A 20,038-nucleotide genomic window follows, 5' to 3' on the forward strand; every position below is an offset into this window, starting at 1 on the left:
TGGCGGTGGATGTTGCGCTGGGGCTGGGGGTCGTGCCGGCCGTGGACGACGAGGTCGCCGTCGCCGTGGGTTCGGGGGCCGTGTAGACGATGTCGAGGTGCGGTCGGGTGGCGCCCGTGGCGCGGTAGAGGCGCTCGTACGTGCCGCCGTCCGGCCCGCGGAGCGTCACGCCGTGGTTCGGCCAGGCATCGCGGATCCAGTTGGCGGCGAGGACGCGAATGTCGAACGTGCGCGTGCCGGGATCGTTGTCCGTCTCCCACGAGCCGTAGACCCCCGCGACCGGCGGCCGGCTGTTCCACGTGACGGTGTCCTGGTTCCAGGTGAACGTGATCCGCTCGACCTTGACGAGGATCGGGCTGTCGCCGCTGCCGCTCATCAGGTAGACCTTCAGGTCGGCGCTCGTGACGGTCGCGTCCTCGGGAATCGCCGACGTGTCGAACCGCAGGAGCGGGTAGCGCTCCGTGTTGTTCGTCCGCCGCTCGACGGGCCATTGCGCGGCGGTGTTGAAGTTCTGCGTCGGGTTCTGCTGGTCGACGTAGGTGTCGGCGACGGGGTAGAGGGTGACGGAGGTGGTGACGCCGGCGGGCGCGTCGACGTGCGCCGAGGTCGCCGGTGCGGCCGCGGCCACGCCGAGGGCGGCGAACAGCGCCGTGATCCATACCGCGTGTTGGGTCATCGTTCGTGCCTTTCGGGATCGGACTTCACGGTCCGTCGCGCCGCGCCACCGGCAGATACAGCGTCCGGCCGGCGGCGACGGCCGGCGGCGTCGGCTCGGCCGTCGCCGCGCGCGTGGCGGTGGGCGGCGGGGTAGTCGAGGCGGTCGGCGTCGGTCCGGCCGTGGCTTCCGGGGGGCCGGCGAGGTGGCCGAGGTCGTACTGGTAGAAGACGGGCGCGTCCGGCGGGCGGAAGGTGAGCGTCACGTCGTCCTCGGCGCGGAGATTGTAGCCGTCGAACGTCACGCGCCACCGTCCGTCGGCGGCGACCGTGGCCACGGCCTTCGTCGGCGCGCGGGCGGCATCGATCGCCAGGTTGGGCAGTGCCCATGCCTCGACCGCCCAGCCGGCCGGTGCCGTGCCGGCGACGCCGTCGGCCAGGACGTCGGGCTCGTGCGTCACGACCGGCACGTCGAGATCGACGGCTTCATCGTCCACGGCGATGCGGAAGCGCGTGCCGGTCGGGATGCCGTGTGGGAATCGGTCGCTGAAGTCGATCGACCAACGGGCCGGGCGGATCGCCGTGACGAACGCGGCGACCGTCGTGCGCGTGGCCGTCGGGGCGCCGTCCGCATCGAGCACGCCGGCCGTGACGTGCGCGCCGGCGGTGGCGAAGCCCCGGACGAGGCCAAGCGACGGGGCGGCGCCGCTGAGCGCGGGGGCGAAGAAGACCACGCTGTACGTCGCCCGCCCGGAAGGAACGTCCTTCCACGGCGGCTTGATGGTGACGCGTCCCAAGGGCGACGGACAAACTTCCTCGCACGGCAGCTCGAACGTGCCGTCCGGGCCGATCTTGCCCGTGATGCCGGCCAGCTTCCCTTCCTGATCGGGAAACGGGAGGTTCACGGGGGCAAGCACGTCGCCGGCCCTGCCGTAGCGTACACCGGCGAGCACGGAACCGGGCGGTCCGTGCCCGAGGAGGGTCTGCCCGTCCGGCGCCACTCGGAGGTCGATGTCCGGGACCCGGAGTGTCACCGTCGTGCCGTCGAGCGGCTGGAATGCCAGCCGGTCGCCGGGCGCGATGACCGCCGGCCGGCCGTTCGCATCGTACCAGTCGAACCGCAGCTGCATCTCGTTGGGGAGATGTCGTTGATGCGGCAGCAATCGGGTGAGGGCCCGCGTGCCGTCGGCCGAGGCGTACCACCCGGTGATCTCGCCGTCGCTTTCCGCGCTGATGCCGGCGCCGCTGCCGTACAGATCGATCCGCTCGGACGGGACGATGAGCGGTGCCTCGTAGGCGAATGCGCCGCTCGGGAAGGACTGCACCCGGCCGAACATCCGCCCGTGTTCGCCGCGCGTGAGGCCGTATGTGGAGAACGTGCCGTCCTCCTTGGCATAGAAGAACGGGATCACCGGCTGTGCCTGACCGGTCACCGTGGCCCGCAGCTTGGCGCCGGGCACGGTGTGTCCGGCGATCATGCCGTACTCCGGCACGAGGCGGGCGCGCAGCACGCCGAATGGCGCATCGGCCACCTGGACGTCGCCGTCCCACAAGGAGACACGCTGGCCCGGCACCGCGTCCAGGACGTAGCGCACGTCGCCCACCTGTTCGAGCAGCGGGGTGTAGTGGCGCCCGCCGCCGGACCAAGCGGCCGGCGCGCTGCGCCACCGCTCGCCGATCGCGTCGCCGACGCGGATCGTCAGGCGCGGGCTGTACGGCGCGAACGCCTGCGCCACGCCGCGGTCGAAGTCCAGGAGCACGCCCGGCCGGCCGAACGTGCGCGCGATCCGGTGGCCGTCCGGATGGACGTACGTGGCGGTGCCGATCACGCCCGGGCCGACGTCCATGGCCGGCGAGAGGATGAGGCGGAAGCGCCCCTCCGTCGCGCTGCGGGCGGCGGTGGCCGGCGGCGGGACGTTGCGCACGCTCTGGTAGCCGTCGAGGAACGACACCTCGTTGCGCATGCTCTGATAGCCGTCGACGAACGACACCTCGACCTTGCCCGGAGCCGGCGCCTGTCCGGTCACCGCCAGCGCGTCGGCGGTCAGCTCGGCCGTCACGTTCGGCACGGCGACGCGCGTCACCGTCTGGCCGAAGGCCACCTCGACGGTCTGCCCGGGCTCGATCACGAGCGGGTCCTGGGGGTTCGCCCGCACGCTGGCCGTCCAGCGGCCCTGCTGGTCGACGTTGTCCACCCGGACCGGCGAAACGGCCGCCACGACCATTCGCCGGCCGGCCGCATCGAGGAGGCGAACCTCGGGCGCGGTCAGGAGGGCCGTCTCGATGCCGATCTCGTAGCCGTGCACTTCGAAGTCCAGCCGAGCGGCCACGGCGGCCACGTCGGCGGCGGCGGCCGCGGCGGCATGGGCGCGGGGCGACGGCGGCACGGCGCCCGATCCCAACATCGGGAGACCGAGGGTGAGGAGGGTGGCGATCGTGGCGGCGGCGCGATGCGGGGTGCGGGGACAGCGGAACGGTCGGCGGATGGCGGCGGCGGGTGGCATGGGGCGGGTCCGTTTCGGTGCGGAGGGTGGTGAGGGGGGGCCGGCGGCTTCGTCGGTTGGGTCGGTTGGGGTCGGTTGGGTTGATCAGGTCGGTTGAAGCTAGCACTGCGTGGAACGGGGCGGCAAGTGGCACTCTTTGCGCCGATGGTGCGGATGCGAGCGGGCGGTTGCGGAGGTAGAGAACCGCGGGCGATGCGTTTCGATGCGCCGGGTTCCGCATGGCGGTTCGGCTCGCGCGGCAGGCGATTAAGGGTTGCGCGGCGGCGCCGCGGCGGTTTCGGCCTGTTCCACAAGGCGCGTGTGACCGTATGCTGGTCGCACGCCCGCCGAATCGCACCCTTGCCCGCGGTCAAAGATCCTAGAGAGCCGGTCAAGTAATGGTCACCGGACTCTCCCTCTATCCGTCAGCGCCTGCGGCGCTGCCACCTTTCTCCCGCGGGGGCGGGAGAAAGGATCCATCCTTCTTGAGGTCGATCACGTCAACTTGGGCGGTGGAATCCGGCTAGACGTGCCCTCTCCCGCCCCCGCGGGAGAGGGCAGGCGCGCCCCAGCGCGCCGGGTGAGGGACCGCGGGGCGCGGCCACGTCGGAAGAACGATTACTTGACCGGCTCTCTAGGGCGACCCCGGCTGCAGGAGAAACGACGATGGTCGACTGGATGGAAGCCGTGAACCGCTGCTCGCACGTCACGCACGCGCACTTGATCGACATCGCCTTCCCGGCCGAGCGCGTTTCGGTCGGGATGTGGATCACCAGGCCGCTGGCCCGGATGCACACGGCCGATCCGCGCGAGCTGCGGGCGAGGCGGCCGGATGGGGCTGGGGTGCCGGTGACGCGCGTCGTGCGGGTGACTTGACCTGCGGGCGCGCTGCTTGGGGTGCGCGCCCTGGGATCGGAGGAACGGGGAGCCGTCATGGGGCGGCTCCCCGTTCTGGCGTTTGCCTCCATTTGGGCTCGCGTGCCGGATGGCGGGCTCGGCGGGGAGGCGTGGGAAGCACAGTGAATCGGGCTTCGAAGCACAGTGAAACGGGCGGCGAAGCACAGTGAATGGCGGGGCGGAGCACAGTGGTTCGCGGCGCGATGCACTGTGCTCCGCCCCGCGGCGCTAGAATTCTCTCCAATGACGACCAAGACGCCGCGGACGCGCGACACGCTGCGAGCCATTTCCGCAAGCGACATAGGGCTCGTTCTGCATCGAAGTATTCTCGTGCGAGAGCCGATCGATCGTATTCTGAGAGGGCTTGTTCTGCAACGATCTGGTGACAACTATGTTATCACGGCATTCGTTCAGCCCCTCTATCTGCCAAGACAGAATTATCGACGCGGCAGTTCAGCTGTGGATCTGAGCCTCGGTATTCGTTTGCGTAGTCCAGGTGGTGGCTCCGGATTTGATGTAAATGACCTTCGCTCGATTATCGCAGCCATTCGCGCACAGGGGCTTGCCTACCTGGACGAAGTCGCGAATCCGAGTGAACTCGCCCAATGGTACAGACTTACTGGAGATAATGATGCGGCCTTGGCAGCCATCGCATATTCCTTGGTTGCTTCCGGCAGGCGGGCGGCGGCCATAATGGCTCTTAGACGGTTGATCGCGTTCGCGCCCGGAGACGAACGCGATTGGGTTGTTATGCAGAAACAGGAATACATAAAGATGCTGGAGCTGGTGCAAGCAGACATGATGCAGGCCAACGAACTGCTCGTCGAATGGGAGTTGGTCACGCGCGCGGCCCTGCGTCTCTAATATCACGCCACGCGAGCGCGATCCGACCGCCCCCACCTCCTCCGCCACCCCTTCCCCCCCTCCACCGCCCAAAACACCACCGACCCCACCCCCACGCACACCCCCAGCTCCCCCCCGCTCAACGCCACCGTATGCAGCACCGCCTGCAGCGTCCCAACGTAGATCGCCGCCAGCTGTGCCCCGATCGTCAGCGTCACGGCGGCGAACAGTGCCCAGTTGGAGCGCACGCCCAGCCGGAAGACGGACACCCGCTCGGAGCGCACCGCCATCGCGTGGCCCATCTGGCTGAACGTGAGCGTCGTGAAGAGCATCGTCTGCCACGCCGCGTTGCCCGTGCGCCAGCCCCACCAGCCGGCGGCCAGCGACGTGACGCCGAGGAGGGCGCCGACCCACAGGACGTGGGTGGCCAGGCCGCGGCCGAAGACGGACTCGGTCGGCGGGCGCGGCGGGCGGGTCATGACGTCCGGCTCGGCCGGCTCGACGGCCAGCGCCAGGCCGGGCAGGCCGTCCGTCACGAGGTTCACCCACAGGATCTGCAGCGGCAGCAGCGGCAGCGGCATGCCGAGCAGCGGGCCGAGGACCATCACCCAGATCTCGCCCGCGTTGCTGGCCAGGGCGTACTTGATGAAGCGCCGGATGTTGTCGTAGACCACGCGCCCCTGCTCCACGGCGCGCACGATCGTCGCGAAGTCGTCGTCCAACAGGACGATGTCGGCCGCCTCCTTCGTCACGTCCGTGCCCGTGATCCCCATCGCCACGCCGATGTCGGAGCGCTTGAGCGCCGGCGCGTCGTTCACCCCGTCGCCCGTCATCGCCACGACGTGGCCGTGCGCGTGCAGCGCCTCGACGATCCGCAGCTTGTGTTCGGGCGAGACGCGGGCGAAGACCGGCGTGACCTCGGCTGCGTCGGCGAGCTCGGCAGGCGACAGGCGCTCGACCTCGGCGCCGGTGAGGACGGGTGTCGCCGTTCCCGCGGCACCGGCGCCGTCAGCGATCCCGAGCTGGCGCGCGATCTGGAGCGCCGTCAGCGGATGGTCGCCGGTGATCATGATCGGCCGAATCCCCGCCGTCCGGCACAGCGCCACCGCCGCGCGCGCCTCAGGGCGGGGCGGATCGATCATCGCGCACAGGCCGACGAACGTCAGGCGCTCTTCGGACGCCGCGTCCATCGCGGCGTCCGTCGCGCTGTCGACGTCGTCGCCTTTGCCGTCCGCTCCCCCGATGCCCGCCACCGGCCCCATCCGCCGCACCGCCACCCCCAGCACCCGCATCCCGCTCGCCGCCAGACCATCGTGCGCCGCCGCGATCCGTGCGCGCTGCGCCTCATCCAGCGGCGCGCGCCGACCGTCGATCCAGACGCGGTCGGCCAGCTCGAGGACGACGTCGACCGCCCCCTTCGTGAACGCCACGCCCGGCGCCGTGCCGCCGTCCGCGAAGCGCAGCGCGTCCTGAACCGCCGCCGGCAGCGTCGCGGCGTTGGTGACACGATGCACCGTCGTCATCCGCTTGCGCTCGGCGTCGAACGGGCGCTCGGCCGTCCGCGGCAGCGCGGCGGAGAGCGGCTCCTGCCGCAGCCCGAACCGGGCCGCGGCGACGACGAGCGCGCCCTCCGTCGGGTCGCCGACGGCGCGCAGCTCGCCGGGCGTGTCGGTCGACGGGGCGAGCGACGCATCGTTGCACAGCGCGGCGGCGGTCAGCAGCAGGGCGATCGACGGGTGGTCCACCTCACGCTCCGACGCCAGCAGCACCGGTTCGTCGTCCTCCATCCGCTCCTGCAGGTCGACGCGGTGCCCGGCGACGTCGAGGACGACGACCGTCATCCGATTCTCGGTCAGCGTGCCGGTCTTGTCCGAGCAGATCGCCGTGACGGAGCCCAGCGTCTCGACGGCCGGCAGGCGCCGCACAAGCGCCCGCCGCGCCAGCAGCCGCTGGCCGCCGATGGACAGCGCGATCGTCACGACCGTCGGCAGGCCCTCCGGCACGGCGGCGACCGCCAGGCTGAGCGCCGTCATGAGGACGAGCGCCGGCGGCTGGCCGCGCCACAGCCCGATCGCGCCGACCACCGCCACGACGACGATCGCCGCCGCCCCCAAGCCGCGCCCGAGCTGCGCCAGCCGGCGCTGCAGCGGCGTCGCTTCCTCCGGCACGGCCTGCAGCAGATCGGCGATCCGGCCGAGTTCGGTGGCCATGCCGGTTGCGACGACGACCATCACGCCGCGCCCGGCCGTGACCGTCGTCCCCTTGTAGGCCATGTTTGTCCGATCGCCCACCGCCCGCTCGCCCGATGCCGGCTCGCCCGATGCCGGTTCTCCCGATACCGGCACGCCCGAAGTCGACTCGCCCGGCGCCAGCGCGGCCGTCCCCTTGTCGACGGCCTCCGACTCGCCCGTCAGGATCGCTTCGAGCACCCGCAGCGCCGACGCCTCGAACCACCGCCCGTCGGCGGGCACGACCGCGCCCGCCTCGAGCAGCACGACGTCCCCCGGCACGAGGTCCACGGCCGGCCGCTCCGCCACGATGCCGTCCCGCCGCACACGCACGACGGACACCGCCAGCTGCTTGAGCGCCGCCATCGCCCGTTCGGCGCGGTACTCCTGCGCGAAGCCGAGGCCGGTGTTCAGGACGATGATCGCCGCGATCGCGACGGCATCCGCCACATCGCCCAGCACGATCGAGACGGCCCCGGCCACGACGAGCACGAGGACCATCGGCCCCTTGAGCTGCGCCGCGAGGATGCGCCACGCGGATACGCCGGCCCGCTCGACGAGGGCGTTGGGGCCGTGCGCGGTGCGGCGGCGGTCGGCCTCGGCGTCGGTCAGGCCGGCGGCGGGATCGACGCCGAGGTGGGTGGCGATGGCGGAGGGGGGGAGGGTGTGCCAGGAGGTGGACATGGGGCAGGTGAGTCCGTTGGGGGCCGTCGGCGGCGGATCGGCATCGCCTCGATTCTGGCATCGACGTTGGATCGGCGCCACGCCGAGGGTTGTGTCCGTGGCGGTCGCGGGCTATCGTCGCGCACGCATCCAATGCGGTTGCGAACCGTCGCTACGCACGTCGTCAGGAGCTCCGATTGCCCACCCGTGCCCCCTCAGCCCCGCCCCCCGCACCCCTCCCCCGCCACAAGGACCCCTTCCGCATCGTCCTCACCGGCGGCCCCGGCGGCGGCAAGACGACGGCCGCCGACCTGCTCCGGCGCGAGATCGGCGAGCGCGTCGTCGTCGTGCCCGAGGCGGCGACGATGCTCTTCGGCGGCGGCTTTCCGCGCAGCGATCAGCCGGACGCGCGGCGGGCGGTGCAGCGGGCGATCTACGAGGTCCAGCGGAACATCGAGGACGTGCAGGCCGCGCGCTACCCCAAGCGCGTCCTTCTGTGCGACCGCGGCACCGTCGACGGCGCGGCCTACTGGCCCGATGACAGCCGGCCCGGCTTCTTCGAGGCCGTCCACTCGTCCCTCGAGGCCGAGCTGGCGCGCTACGACGCGGTCCTGTTCTTCGAGACCGCGGCCGTCGGCGGCCAGTCGATCGAGGGCGGCAACCCGACGCGCGTCGAGGACGAGGCGTACGCGATTGTCCTGGACGCGCGGCTGCGCGAGCTTTGGAGCCAGCACCCGCACTTCCTGTTCGTGCCGCACTCGGACTCGTTCCTCGGCAAGCTCAGCTTGGCGCTCGGGATGCTGCAGGCGCTCATCGCCGGTTGGAACGGCGGTCCCGGCCGGTGAGGCCGGCCATCGTCATCGTCACGGCGCTGACGATCCTGCGACTCGCCCTCGCCGCGGCCTACCCGTTCTTGGACACCGCCCTCCGCCTCCCCGCCGTCGCCGTCGGCGCCGCCAGCGACCTCCTCGACGGCCGCATCGCCCGCCGCTTCCACGCCGAGACCTGGGCCGGCGGCCTGCTCGACGCCGTATCGGACAAGCTCTTCACCCTGTCCATCCTCGGCGTCGCCTGGCACGACAGCGTCCTCAACCCGTGGCTCCTGGCCGCCGTCCTCGCCCGCGACTTCGCCGTTGCCGCCGCGGCCGCCGCCGTCGCCGTCCACCGCCGCTGGGACGGCTTCCGCCGCATGCCCTCCCGCCCGCTGGGCAAGGCGACGACGGCCGCCGTGTTCGCCCTCGGCATCCTCGTCGTCGCCGCGCCGGGCCTCGTGACGCTCGTCGACGGGACAGCGGCGGTGGCGGGCGGGCTGAGCGTGTTGGCGGCGGGGGACTATCTGCGGGAGCTGATCAAGGCGCGGCGCGGCCTGCGCCCGCTGCGCGGGCCGCTTGGCAACGATTAGGGCGCAGGATCACTCCTCTCGCTGGCACTGACCGGCCACCACTCGGCCCACGGCAGGCCGACGCCCGGTGCCGTCTCGAACGGCCCGCCATCTTCGTCGAGTGCAACGAAGTTCAACGTGGCCCCCGGTTCGCCCGCCGGCGCCACCGGCGCCGTGTCGCCGCCATCCCCGCCCGACGGATCATCGATCGTGCCGCATGCAAACCCGTCGCGGACCTCGCCCGCCGGGTCCGCCGTCCAACCGGTCATCAGTTCGGCGCCCCCTTCGAGCGTTAGCCAGCTACCGTCGATGCCGGACAGGTCGCGAACGGCATACGCGGCGACGCCGCGGAACCCGTAGACGTCGGGCGTCGTGGCCACCCACAAGCCCAGCGGTCCCGGCGGCGTCGGATCGCCCTCCGATCGGCAGCGCAGGGCGACCGCCAAGGGCGCGTCCTCGAACGCTCCGGACCGATGGGTGCGCGAGAAGTCGACCAAGCCGAGGCAGGGTTGCGTGCCGATCATCACGCTGAACGCGGCGATGCGCGCGTGGTCCAGGGGACTCGTGGAGGCGGCGACCGGGCGGTCGAGCGAGGACTCGTAGCGCGCCGAAGCGCGATCCAGGCGGGCAGAGGCAGCGGCGGGACCGAGATCGCCCGCGGCTCGATGCGCGTCGATCGCATCGAGGACGCGCGTCATGGCCGCCGCGGTCGGGCCGCGCTCCCGGCAGTCGGCGTTCGGCGCGCCCTCGATGTACAGCTGCGTGTGAAGCGGCACCTGCTGCTTGTCGGCGCCGTCGCCAACCGCCGCCGCGGCGAAGAGGTCCACGGTCGTCGAACTGGAGGAATCCAGCCAGTCACAGCCTGTGAGGCGCGCGTCGACCTCGACGTCGACCGCGCCGCCCGGCCCGATGGATAGCGCGTCACACGGCCCCGGCGCTCCGCCGGGCTCAGCGCACTGCCAGCGCTCGACATCGAGCCAGCTACCGTTGAACCCACCGCCCGCTTCGAGCGCCGTGACGGTCCGCGGACCGAGGTTGTGCAGCCGGAACCGCCACCGGCACCTCACCTGGCTTCGACCTTCCAGAAAGATGGTCTGATGCCAGCCGTCCGCATCGCGGAAGAGACGCATCGTGTCCGTCGTGCCCGTGCAGGGCGATTCGTTCGTCACCCCGTCGGAAACGATCGACGTCGCGTCGCCCGATGATCCGCCGGCCAGGTCCGCCGCCAGGACGCTGGCCAGCGTCGGGCGACGGGTCCGCATCGTCTCGAACACCGGACCGCTGCCCTCCTGCGGCGAAAGCATGCCGACGAGCGCGTTCGCCAGGCCGCTGGCGAGCTTGTCCACCAGGAAGGCGACGTCCGCCCCCGGCAGCGCGAAGCCCTGCCGTTCGTAGATCTTCCCGTGGAGCAGCTCGACGCCCATCCGGCCGTGGCCGACGAACCACGGCGGCTCGACGTCCTGCGCATCGCTCGGCCACTCGAACGGTGCCGCCGGGTCCAGCGCGACCACGACGGCGTCCGCGCCGATCCGCCCGGTGAACGGCAGCCACCACCATCGGGTGCGGCGGACGTCCACGACGACGATCGGCGCGGCGATCCGATCGCCGGGCGCGGGCAGCGGGGCGCGGGTGATCTCCGCGTCCGGCAGCAGCCGCTGCACGTCGTCGCGGACCCGCGCCTCCAAGCCGCGCCGCAACCAGAACGGCGCGCGGACGGCCAACGCGACCGGTCCGTGGAACGGGAGGGTGGGGCGGTCGTCAAGCGGCTCGGCGAATTCCACCTGGCCGTAGTCGAACGTCATGTAATCGTGCCTTCGCCACGTCGGGACCCGCCATCCGGCCTCCATGTCGTCGGTTTCGATCACGGCGAACTGCACGGCGGCCAGCCCGATCACCGTCGCGGCGGCGAGCCAGGCGATGGCCCGCCGCCGGCGTGGGGCGACGGGCGGGGCGACCGGGCGGGCGATCGGCTGGGAGGCGGCGGGGTCGTGGTCGGTCATGGGAGCGTCGTCCTTCGCGTTGCGGGAATGGCGTCGGAGGGGTTAGGACAGCCGGCCGGCTGCCGCTCGGATGGCGGCGCAGCGGCATCGATGGTAGGCGCGACCGCGTTACACCAAACCACCGTGTTTCGGCCGTGTCGTCCATCGCGATGCCCACGTCCATCGCGATGCCCCTACATGGACGTCACACGGCCGCATGGCGGCGGATTGGTTACATGTTCCGCCGGTACTGTCCCCCCACCTCGTACAACGCCCGGCTCACCTGCCCGAGCGAGAGCGTCTCCACCGCCCGCATCAGCTCCCCGAACACGTTGTCCTGCCGGATCGCCGCCGCCTTCAGCCGCTCGACCGCCGCGTCTCGCCCGTCCACATGCCGGGCGTGGTAGTCGCGCAGGCGCGCCAGCTGGTCGGCCTTTTCTTCGTCCGTCGAGCGCATGAGTTCGATCGTCGTCACCGCGACCTTCGCACCGTCGCTTTCCCCGTCGACACCGTCCGCGGCGCCGTCGCCCTTGGCGTCGACCACCGGCAGGAACGTGTTCACGCCGATGATCGGCAGCGCGCCGGAGTGCTTCAGCTCCTCGTAGTAGAGGCTCTCCTCCTGGATCTTCGAGCGCTGGTACCCGCGCTCCATCGCCCCCAGGACGCCGCCGCGGGCGCTGATCCGCTCGAACTCGGCCAGGACGGCCTCCTCGACGAGGTCGGTGAGGGCGTCGATGATGAACGAGCCCTGGTTCGGGTTCTCGTTCTTGGCGACGCCGAACTCGCGGTTCAAGATCAGCTGGATCGCGATCGCGCGCCGCACGCTCTCCTCGGTGGGCGTCGTGATCGCCTCGTCGTAGGCGTTCGTGTGGAGGCTGTTGCAGTTGTCGTAGACCGCCAGCAGCGCCTGCAGCGTCGTGCGGATGTCGTTGAACTGGATCTCCTGGGCGTGCAGGCTGCGGCCCGAGGTCTGGATGTGGTACTTCAGCATCTGGCTGCGCTCGTTCGCGCCGTACAGATCGCGCATCGCCGTCGCCCAGATCCGGCGCGCCACGCGGCCGATGACGGCGTACTCCGGGTCCATGCCGTTCGAGAAGAAGAAGCTGAGGTTCGGGGCGAAGTCGTCGATCTTCATCCCGCGGGAGAGGTAGTACTCGACGAACGTGAAGCCGTTGGACAGCGTGAAGGCCAGCTGGCTGATCGGGTTCGCGCCGGCCTCGGCGATGTGGTAGCCGCTGATCGACACCGAGTAGAAGTTCCGGACGTCGTGGTCGATGAACCACTGCTGGACATCGCCCATGACCTTGAGGCTGAACTCCGTGCTGAAGATGCACGTGTTCTGGCCCTGGTCCTCTTTGAGGATGTCCGCCTGCACCGTGCCGCGCACTTGCGCCACCGTCGCGTCGACAAGCGCGTCGTATTCGTCGTCGCCGATCATCTCCCGCAGGTCGCGGAACCGATGCCCGCCGCCCATCGGCTGGAGGCAGTCCGCGTCGCTGATCTCGATCCGCCCCTCCGCCTTCAACTTCTTGCGCAGCTGCTGGCGCACCGCGGCGTTGAAGTAGAACGCCAGGATCGTCGGCGCCGGCCCGTTGATCGTCATGCTCACGGACGTGCGTGGGTCGCACAGGTCGAAGCCGGCGTACAGCGCCTCGATGTCCTCGACGGTGGCGATGGAGACGCCCGAGTTGCCGACCTTGCCCCAGATGTCCGGCCGCGGGTCCGGGTCCTCGCCGTACAGCGTCACGCTGTCGAACGCCGTCGAGAGGCGCTTCGCATCGGCGTGCCGCGACAGGTAGTGGAACCGCTTGTTCGTCCGCCACGGCCCGCCCTCACCGGCGAACATCCGTGTCGGGTCCTCGCCCGTGCGCTTGTACGGGAAGACGCCGGCGACGTACGGGAAGAAGCCTGGGAGGTTATCGAGCAAGCGGAATGCGAGCACGTTGCCCCAGTCGACGTAAGGTGGCAGGGCGATCTTGGGCACGCGCGTATGGCTGAGGCTCTCGGTCGTGTTCTCGATGACGATCTCGCGCCCTCGCACGGTGTAGCGGTTTTCAGGCGCCCGGTAGCGTGCCCGCGTCGCCGGCCAGTCGGCCAGCAGCTGGCGCGACGTCGGCGCGAGCTTGGCGAGGAGCACGTCGAACTCCGCCATCAGCGGGCCGATGTGGGCGGGTGCCGCCTCGACGGCCGCCGCGCCGAACGGCTCGAGCGCGGCAGGGTCGACGGCCGGGTCCGGGCCGCCGACGAAGTGGCGGATGGCGACGCGCAGCGCCCACAGGTCGTCGGCGATCACGGTCTCGTCGCGCGCCCGGGCCTTGTAGCGCTTGACGGTCTCGCTGATCTCCAGGAGGTAGTTCGCCCGGCGCGGCGGGATGATGTAGGCCAGGTCGGGCAGGCCGGTCGTGCGATGGGACGCGAAGCGGCCGGCGGCGGGGTCGATGTGGGCGCCCGGCACCTTCGCCGCCAGCGCCTCGACGATGCGCGCGTAGGCGGTGTTGCAGCCGGGGTCGCCGAAGTGGCTGCTGATCGTGGCGTAGACGGGCATGCTGTCCGGCGCGTCGTGCCAGCGGTTGTGGCTGCGCTGATACGCCTTGCGCACGTCCCGCAGCGCGTCCTCGCCGCCGGGCTTGTCGTACTTGTTCACGATGACGATGTCCGCCAGATCGATCATCTCGATCTTCTCGAGCTGCGTCTGCGCCCCGAACTCCGGCGTCATGACGTACACCGCCACGTCGCACAGCCCGATGATCCCGGCGTCCGCCTGCCCGATCCCGCTCGTCTCGGCGACGATCAGGTCGAACCCGGCCGCCCGCGCGATCCGGATCGCATCGTCCAGCGCCGCCGAGATCTCGCTGCCGCTCGAACGAGTGGCGAGTGAGCGCATGTAGACGCGGCCCGACGAGAGGACGTTCATCCGGATCCGGTCGCCGAGCAGCGCCCCGCCCGTCAACCGCTTCGTCGGGTCGACGGACAGGATCGCGACGCGATGGTCCGGGAAGTCCTCGACATAACGACGGACGAACTCGTCCGTGAACGAACTCTTGCCGGCGCCGCCGGTGCCGGTCATGCCGACGACGGGGACGGTGCGCGAGGCGGCGACCACTGCGATGCGGGCGTCGATCGCGGCCGAGAGCGCGGGCCACGTTGGCACGCCCGTGTCGCCCCCGACGTCGATTCCGCTGCCGACGTCGCCGCCCGTCGCGCTCTCGGCCGCCGAGATCAGCCGTGCGATCGCCGGCCAATCGCCGGCGTCCAGCGCAGCGACGGCGTCCACCGTCGGCACGCCGAGGTCGACGGCGCGGTGGTCGCACGCCTTCAGCACCTCGTTGATCATCCCTTGCAGCCCCATCCGCCGCCCGTCCTCGGGGTGGAAGATAGCCGCGATGCCGTACGCTTCGAGTTCGCGCTTCTCCTCGGGGATGATCGTCCCGCCGCCGCCGCCGAAGATCCGGATGTGGCCGCAGCCGCGCTCGGCGAGCATGTCGTAGGCGTACTTGAAGTACTCCATGTGCCCGCCTTGGTAGCTGGACAAGGCGATGCCCTGCGCGTCCTCCTGGATGGCGGCGTCCACGATGTCCTGCACCGACCGGTTGTGCCCGAGGTGGATGACCTCCGCGCCCGATGCCTGCAGGATCCGGCGCATGATATTGATGGCCGCGTCGTGGCCGTCGAACAGGCTGGCGGCGGTGACGATGCGGAGCTTGTGGCGGGGGTGGTAGGGCTCGTGCGCGGGGACGCCGTTGGGCGAGGGGGTTGGGGTGGGGGTCGGGGCGGCGGACGCGCCGTGGGCGGCTGTGGCGACGTGGATTGGGGCAACGGGCGTTGCTGGTGCGCTCATCGGCGTCGATCCTCGGGCGGTGGGCGGTCTGCAGGCGCGTATGGTAGACCACGTGGTGGATGTTGCCGAAGAGGCCCTCTCCCCCCTCACCCTCCGGTCACGCGGATTGGCCGCGGCGCTCCCCTAACCTCACGTACACCCGGCGCGAGCCAGGGTAGTACGAGGCGCCAAACACGGGGCGGCGGTTCGCCAGGCGCCTCGAGCCGGAACTGCTGCAGACCGCCGGGACCGGCGGCAACGATGACGTCACGGCCGTCCATCACGACATCGTTCGGCCACCCGGCCACCGATCGCCGCTCGCGCACGACCGGCCCGTCGGGCTGGCCGACATCGATGACCCATACCGCCCCGCGCCGGACCGGCGCCGGCGCATCCACCGGCGCGTCAGGCGCGGCAGCCGCCCGATGATGCCCGATGATGATCGCCGCACCCTCGGATGCGGCCACTGCCCGGACGTCGACGTCGCCGTCGCCGGCCGCGCTGAGGATGCTGCGCCCTGAGACGGCCAACCGCGACGGATCGCGGGCGTCCAGAACCACGACCTCGGCCGATGTACGCTCGGCGTCGGTCAGCGCCACGACCACCTGCGCCCCCGCCACGGCGATGCCCACCGGCGTCCAGCCGAGGCGGTCCGCCAGCTCCACCTCGCCGAGCTTGCGCGGCGGCGACGCGGCGAGGTCGTAGGCGACGACGTGCGGCGCGAACTGCTGCGGTGCGCCGCTGATCGTTCGGCCGCCGGCCGCGACGTAGGCGAGATTACCGGTCGACGCGACCGCACGCCCGAGCCGCCAGTCGGCCGGGACGCGCGCGGCCGGGGCGTCCGGCCGGGTGAGATCGACGACATGCAGCGCCGCGTCGCGCAGGACGACGGCGCGGCCGCCGGCGACCGCGAGGTGCTTGCCGAACGTGCCACCGGCGACCGACGGGCCGGGAACGTCCCACTCGCCCGCCGGCTCGCGCGTGTCCAAGGACGGGCGTACTGCGACCAGGCGACTCTCGAGGGCGACCAAGACGTGCGTGTCATTGGCACCAATGTCGCGGATGTTCCCAGCCTGTGTGCTCCATCGCGTTTCTGCCACGAGGTTCGCCGGTGAGCGGAAGATGTGGCTTGACAAAAGCGTGCCGTACACTCCAGCCGTGAACGCCCGCCCGCCGGTGGCGGCCACGCGTTCGGGCTGGACGGGAGACCAGACCCAAGTGGCCTCCTCGTCCGTCGCGTGTCGATCATCCGGAGGCACCACGCATGCCGCCAAGTACTGCTCGTTCAGCGTGTACATGTGTCCTCCACCCAGCGCGATGCTGCCCCACGGGTTGGCGATGGCGGTACAGGCCGTCATCCATCGCCGCTTCGGCTTGTCGGGCGCGCTGGTGGCCAAAGGATCCAGGGCGATGAGACCACCGAGCGCGGTCAGCCATATCTCGCCGTTCCACACGGCGGCGTGGTCGGGCCCCTCAGGCTCGACCCAGTGCGCCATCAGCGGCGGCTCTACGTCCAGATTGGACACGTCGAACGAGCGGACGTGCGTCCCGTCGGAGGTTTCGTCGCTCAGCACCCACAACCGCCGGGCCGCCATGGCCGCGACGACGGACGAATCGCCGACCGCGATCGCGTGTGCGAAGCGCGGCCGCTGCGGGTCGGCGATGTCGAAGAGCCCGATCGGCGGCGCCGCGTCTGACCACGACTCGATGTTGACGAGCGCCAATACCCCATCGCCGACGAGGATTCGATCCGTGCTCGAATCGAACGGCTCGCCACCGGGCACGCACGCCGGCGCTCCGGCCGCGCCGTTCGATTCCGACTCCGCGAATCGGACCGCCACCACGCAGCGCGCACCGCGATTGCGCATATCCGTGAGGCGCGCGTATGCCACCTCGCCGCTCGCGGCCAGCTGGCTCTGGCCGTCCACGGGAACGCCTGCCTGGCCGATCACCGTTGGCCGCCGCCGATCGGCGATCGACAGGGCGTAGACGGTGTTGTTGGCCGCGGCGTACAGGCGGTCGGCCTCGGGTGCGATCGCCAGGCTGAACACGACATCCGGCAACTCGACGCGGCGGACCTCCGTCAGCTGACCGCCCGCTTCCGCCCGGAACACGATGACGTCCGGACCTTCGCCTACGTACACGGCATCGCCGTCGACGGCCAAGCCGCGCAGGCCGCCTCCGCGGTGCGCGATCGGGCGGAGGGTCAGCGGTGCTGCGTCGGCGGCCTGCTGTGCGCGGACGGATGTCGGCGGGCGGCCGATCGGCGTGCGCGGTGCGATGCTGGTGGCGCCGAGCGTGATCGTGATGCCCATGGCCCATGCCCACCGGCGGCCCGCGGCGAATGGGCGAGGGCCGCGCAATGCGGGCGCTGTCGAGGTCGCTGCCATGTCATCCGTACTCCTCGTGTGCGGTCGTGCATCATCGTCGCATCCGAATGCCGGCGACGCGATCGTCCCACCACGCGGCAGGACGGCGAGTCGGTGGGTTGCCGTCGGTGCCGTGACCGCAGCGTACTACGGCGGGCGTTGCGCCAGCGTTTCAGACGCCGCCGGGATGCGGGCGATCAACGACGCGCTGGGGTTCACGCCGGAGCCGGGGTGGTCGCGGTGGGTGAAGGCGGTGGCGAGCGGGGGTGGAGCACGCGATCCAGACGTCATCAGAGCGGGCGGGGAGCCGACCGTGGCGCGGTGACGGGTTTGTCGCCGCGAGCCGGCGTGCGCTGTCATGGGGTGTGTCCGGCCGGACGATCGCACACCATGAGAGCCCATTCCCCTGAGGACGATCCCGATGCAGCCCGCCCAGATCACTCCGCATAGCCAGCTCGGCCAGCCCATGCCGCCCGCTCCATCCCGACGCGTGCTGATCCGATGTCGACCCGCGTCGTGCCGTCGCCCGCTTCGCGGAATCGCCGCAGCCGCCGCCCTCGCCGCCCTCACCGCCCTGCCCATGTTTGGCGCGTGGCCGGCACGCACCGTCGTTGCGCAGACCCCACCCCCCGAGTCCCTCACCGTCGTCGACCAGATGTGGGGCCCGATCAGCGCCATGGTCGGCGTCGGCGACCGGCTCTACGTGGCCCAGGGCGCCCGCCTGCTCGTCGTCGACGGCTGGCACGGTGCGGCGCCGACGCTCGTCGGCCGCAGCCCGGTGCTCGCCGGCCCGTCCGTCGACCTCGCGGTCGACGGCGACCGCGCGGCCGTGGCGCTCTGGACGGGCGGGGTCGCGGTGTTAGACGTGGCCGACCCGCGCGCGCCGCGCGTTGTGACGATGATCCCGGCGCACGAAGCCGCCAACCGCGTCGCGCTGGCGGGCGATCGGCTCTGGGTCGGTCATACGGGCAACGGACTCGTCGTCTACGATCTCGCCAGCGACCCGCCGCGGGAGCTCATGTCGATCGGCGGCCAGGTCAACGATCTCGCCGCGGAGGACGGCCGTGTGGCCGCGGTCATGGCCCAAACGGCCGGCGCACCGGCGCGGCGGCTCCTGATCTGGCCCGACGGCGCGAACGCCCCGTCCCTGCCGGACGAGGTGGTCGAGGTTGCGATTCCTCACGGCAGCGAGATCGCCGTCGTGGACGGCAGCGTCGTCGTCGCCAACGGAGTCGGGCTGACGGTACACGATGCGGCCGCCCAGCCCGCGTGGTCCGCCCTGCGGCAGTTGGACATCGCGTGCCGTCCGTTGAGCCTCGTGGCCGGCGGCGGCCGGGCGATCGTGACGTGCGACATCCCGCACTCGCTGACCCACGTCGTGCGCATTCCGCCCACCGGACCGCTGACGATCCAAGCCAGCGTCTCGTTCCCGCGCTGGATCGAGAGCGCCTGGATCGATGACGCCGGCGTGGCGGTCGGCCTCGTCGGCGGGGGGCTGCGAACGTACGGCGGCGCAACGCCCGACGGCGGCCTGCGCGGCGTGTCGGCCATCGACCTCGGCCCCGACATCGTGGCGGGCAGTACGCAGGACGGGGCGCTGGTGGGGCTGAGCGGCAACTGGGGGCAGGCGTGGCAGGCGCGCGTGCTCGGTGCCAGGGCGGACGGGGTGGAGCGGACGCCGCTGCCGACGCTGGTGGAGGCACAGAGTCCGTCCGAAGTGCAAGCGATCAAGGCCTTCGGTGGCCGATTCGTCCTCGCCGCCCACACCGGCCAGGACCTCGAGGTCGGGGTCGCCTCGCTCGTGTCGGGAACATGGCAACTTGACTCAAAGCGCGCGCGTGTGACCTCAGGCATGGGTATCGCGGTCCTGCCGCCGCTCGCACCGGGAGCTCCGACGCTCGTCGTCGTTCCCGCCGGCGATCGCGTGCGCACCGCAGTCTTGAAGGACGGAGTCATCGGGCCGTTCGACGGGCGCCTCCCGGTGAAGCCGGAGGACATGCCTTTCGGTATCGCGGCGGTGGACGGCCAGCGCGTCTGGTTCGGTTCGACCACTGCCGCGATCGGCTTCGAGCGCCGCGCGGACGGTTGGCATCCGCTGGCGACCCTTTCGATGCCGGCTGTCGCGGACGCGCCCATGTTCGTGCACGTCCGCGCGGCGGGCGACACGGTGTTCACATTGCACGGCGGAACCGTGCGCCGCTGGGACATTGCCGACCCACTTCAACCGCGCAACGTGGCCAGCGAGCCCGTGGCCGGACTTCGGTCCGGCTTCGGATTCACGGACGCCTCGCAAGAACGACTCTGGGTCGGCACGGACGTCGGGCTATCGCTGTTCGACATTGCCGCCGGCGGGCTCATGCTGATCAAGCGGATCGAAACGCGCTGCCAGGTCACCGCTTGGCTGCCCACACCCGACGGCGCCGTCGCTCCGGCGTGGGAGTGCGGCGCGCTCGTCCTGCGCGCAGACGGCGCCGCGCCGACGCCGGCACCGTGGTCGCCCCAGCCCGGCGTCGACCTGCCCGGCGAGCCGCTCGCGACCGCGACGCCCTCGCCCGCTTCGCCGACGGCCCCCGTGCCGACGGCCACGCCGTCGCCCGAACGGACGGCCGACCCGACGACCGAGCCGACCGAAGCGACCCGCCGCTGGACGATCTACCTGCCGTGGGTGAACAACGCCGCCTGGCAGCACTGACGAGGGCCAGGAGCGGGCGCGGCGCCGCGGGG

10 protein-coding genes and 1 pseudogene are annotated in these 20,038 nt (G+C 71.4%); 5 read left to right on the plus strand and 6 right to left on the minus strand.

Annotated features, from left to right (window positions below; all coding sequences use genetic code 11):
• Positions 1-88: 88 nt before the first annotated feature.
• Together IPG72_02430 and IPG72_02435 are read right to left on the minus strand one after the other, a co-directional pair.
• Positions 89-811, minus strand: a pseudogene (locus IPG72_02430) (DNRLRE domain-containing protein).
• Positions 702-3,158, minus strand: coding sequence for a hypothetical protein (locus tag IPG72_02435; GenBank protein MBK6767889.1), 2,457 nt, complete (start codon positions 3,156-3,158; stop codon positions 702-704). The pseudogene IPG72_02430 and the gene IPG72_02435 overlap by 110 nt, the downstream one beginning before the upstream one ends.
• Positions 3,159-3,803: 645 nt before the next feature.
• Between IPG72_02435 and IPG72_02440 the strand changes: the two genes are divergently transcribed.
• Positions 3,804-4,013: a hypothetical protein gene (locus IPG72_02440; protein MBK6767890.1), complete on the plus strand. Its 210-nt coding sequence runs from the start codon at positions 3,804-3,806 to the stop codon at positions 4,011-4,013.
• Positions 4,014-4,277: 264 nt separating this feature from the next.
• The gene (locus IPG72_02445; protein ID MBK6767891.1) at positions 4,278-4,898 is read left to right on the plus strand and encodes a hypothetical protein; all 621 of its coding nucleotides are present in this window, start codon (positions 4,278-4,280) and stop codon (positions 4,896-4,898) included.
• Positions 4,899-4,900: 2 nt separating this feature from the next.
• Here the strand turns inward: IPG72_02445 and IPG72_02450 are convergent, their stop codons facing one another.
• Positions 4,901-7,789 (minus strand): cation-translocating P-type ATPase, encoded by a 2,889-nt coding sequence (locus IPG72_02450; GenBank protein MBK6767892.1) that lies wholly within the window; start codon positions 7,787-7,789, stop codon positions 4,901-4,903.
• Between the two features lie 176 nt (positions 7,790-7,965).
• Between IPG72_02450 and IPG72_02455 the strand changes: the two genes are divergently transcribed.
• Together IPG72_02455 and IPG72_02460 are read left to right on the plus strand one after the other, a co-directional pair.
• On the plus strand, positions 7,966-8,613 hold the full coding sequence (locus tag IPG72_02455) for an AAA family ATPase (GenBank protein ID MBK6767893.1): 648 nt from the start codon (positions 7,966-7,968) through the stop codon (positions 8,611-8,613).
• Entirely contained in the window at positions 8,610-9,170 is a 561-nt protein-coding gene (locus tag IPG72_02460) for a CDP-alcohol phosphatidyltransferase family protein (protein MBK6767894.1), read from the plus strand. Before IPG72_02455 ends, IPG72_02460 begins: the two co-directional genes overlap by 4 nt.
• Here IPG72_02460 and IPG72_02465 read toward each other — a convergent pair.
• From IPG72_02465 to IPG72_02475, 3 genes are all read right to left on the minus strand, one after another.
• Positions 9,167-11,149, minus strand: coding sequence for a hypothetical protein (locus tag IPG72_02465; GenBank protein ID MBK6767895.1), 1,983 nt, complete (start codon positions 11,147-11,149; stop codon positions 9,167-9,169). The two genes, IPG72_02460 and IPG72_02465, sit on opposite strands and share 4 nt — an antisense overlap.
• Positions 11,150-11,360: 211 nt before the next feature.
• Positions 11,361-14,966 carry a cobalamin-dependent protein gene (locus IPG72_02470; GenBank protein ID MBK6767896.1) on the minus strand — a complete coding sequence of 1,202 codons (3,606 nt, stop codon included), beginning with the start codon at positions 14,964-14,966 and terminating at the stop codon, positions 11,361-11,363.
• A gap of 86 nt (positions 14,967-15,052) precedes the next feature.
• Positions 15,053-17,260, minus strand: a complete 2,208-nt coding sequence (locus IPG72_02475; GenBank protein MBK6767897.1) for a hypothetical protein — start codon at positions 17,258-17,260, stop codon at positions 15,053-15,055.
• 475 nt (positions 17,261-17,735) lie between these two features.
• Between IPG72_02475 and IPG72_02480 the strand changes: the two genes are divergently transcribed.
• Complete coding sequence (locus tag IPG72_02480) at positions 17,736-20,006, plus strand: hypothetical protein (GenBank protein ID MBK6767898.1); 2,271 nt, start codon at positions 17,736-17,738, stop codon at positions 20,004-20,006.
• Positions 20,007-20,038 lie beyond the last annotated feature (32 nt).

The sequence above is a fragment of the Candidatus Avedoeria danica genome (assembly GCA_016703025.1).
GTDB classification, from domain to species: Bacteria; Chloroflexota; Anaerolineae; order Epilineales; family Epilineaceae; genus Avedoeria; species Avedoeria danica.

Coding starts and splice junctions, on each gene's coding strand:
- IPG72_02440 (MBK6767890.1), top strand. CDS start 3,804: ATGGTCGACTGGATGGAAGCCGTGAACCGCTGCTCGCACGTCACGCAC.
- IPG72_02445 (MBK6767891.1), top strand. CDS start 4,278: ATGACGACCAAGACGCCGCGGACGCGCGACACGCTGCGAGCCATTTCC.
- IPG72_02470 (MBK6767896.1), bottom strand. CDS start 14,966: ATGAGCGCACCAGCAACGCCCGTTGCCCCAATCCACGTCGCCACAGCC.
- IPG72_02480 (MBK6767898.1), top strand. CDS start 17,736: ATGCAGCCCGCCCAGATCACTCCGCATAGCCAGCTCGGCCAGCCCATG.
- IPG72_02475 (MBK6767897.1), bottom strand. CDS start 17,260: ATGGGCATCACGATCACGCTCGGCGCCACCAGCATCGCACCGCGCACG.
- IPG72_02450 (MBK6767892.1), bottom strand. CDS start 7,789: ATGTCCACCTCCTGGCACACCCTCCCCCCCTCCGCCATCGCCACCCAC.
- IPG72_02465 (MBK6767895.1), bottom strand. CDS start 11,149: ATGACCGACCACGACCCCGCCGCCTCCCAGCCGATCGCCCGCCCGGTC.
- IPG72_02435 (MBK6767889.1), bottom strand. CDS start 3,158: ATGCCACCCGCCGCCGCCATCCGCCGACCGTTCCGCTGTCCCCGCACC.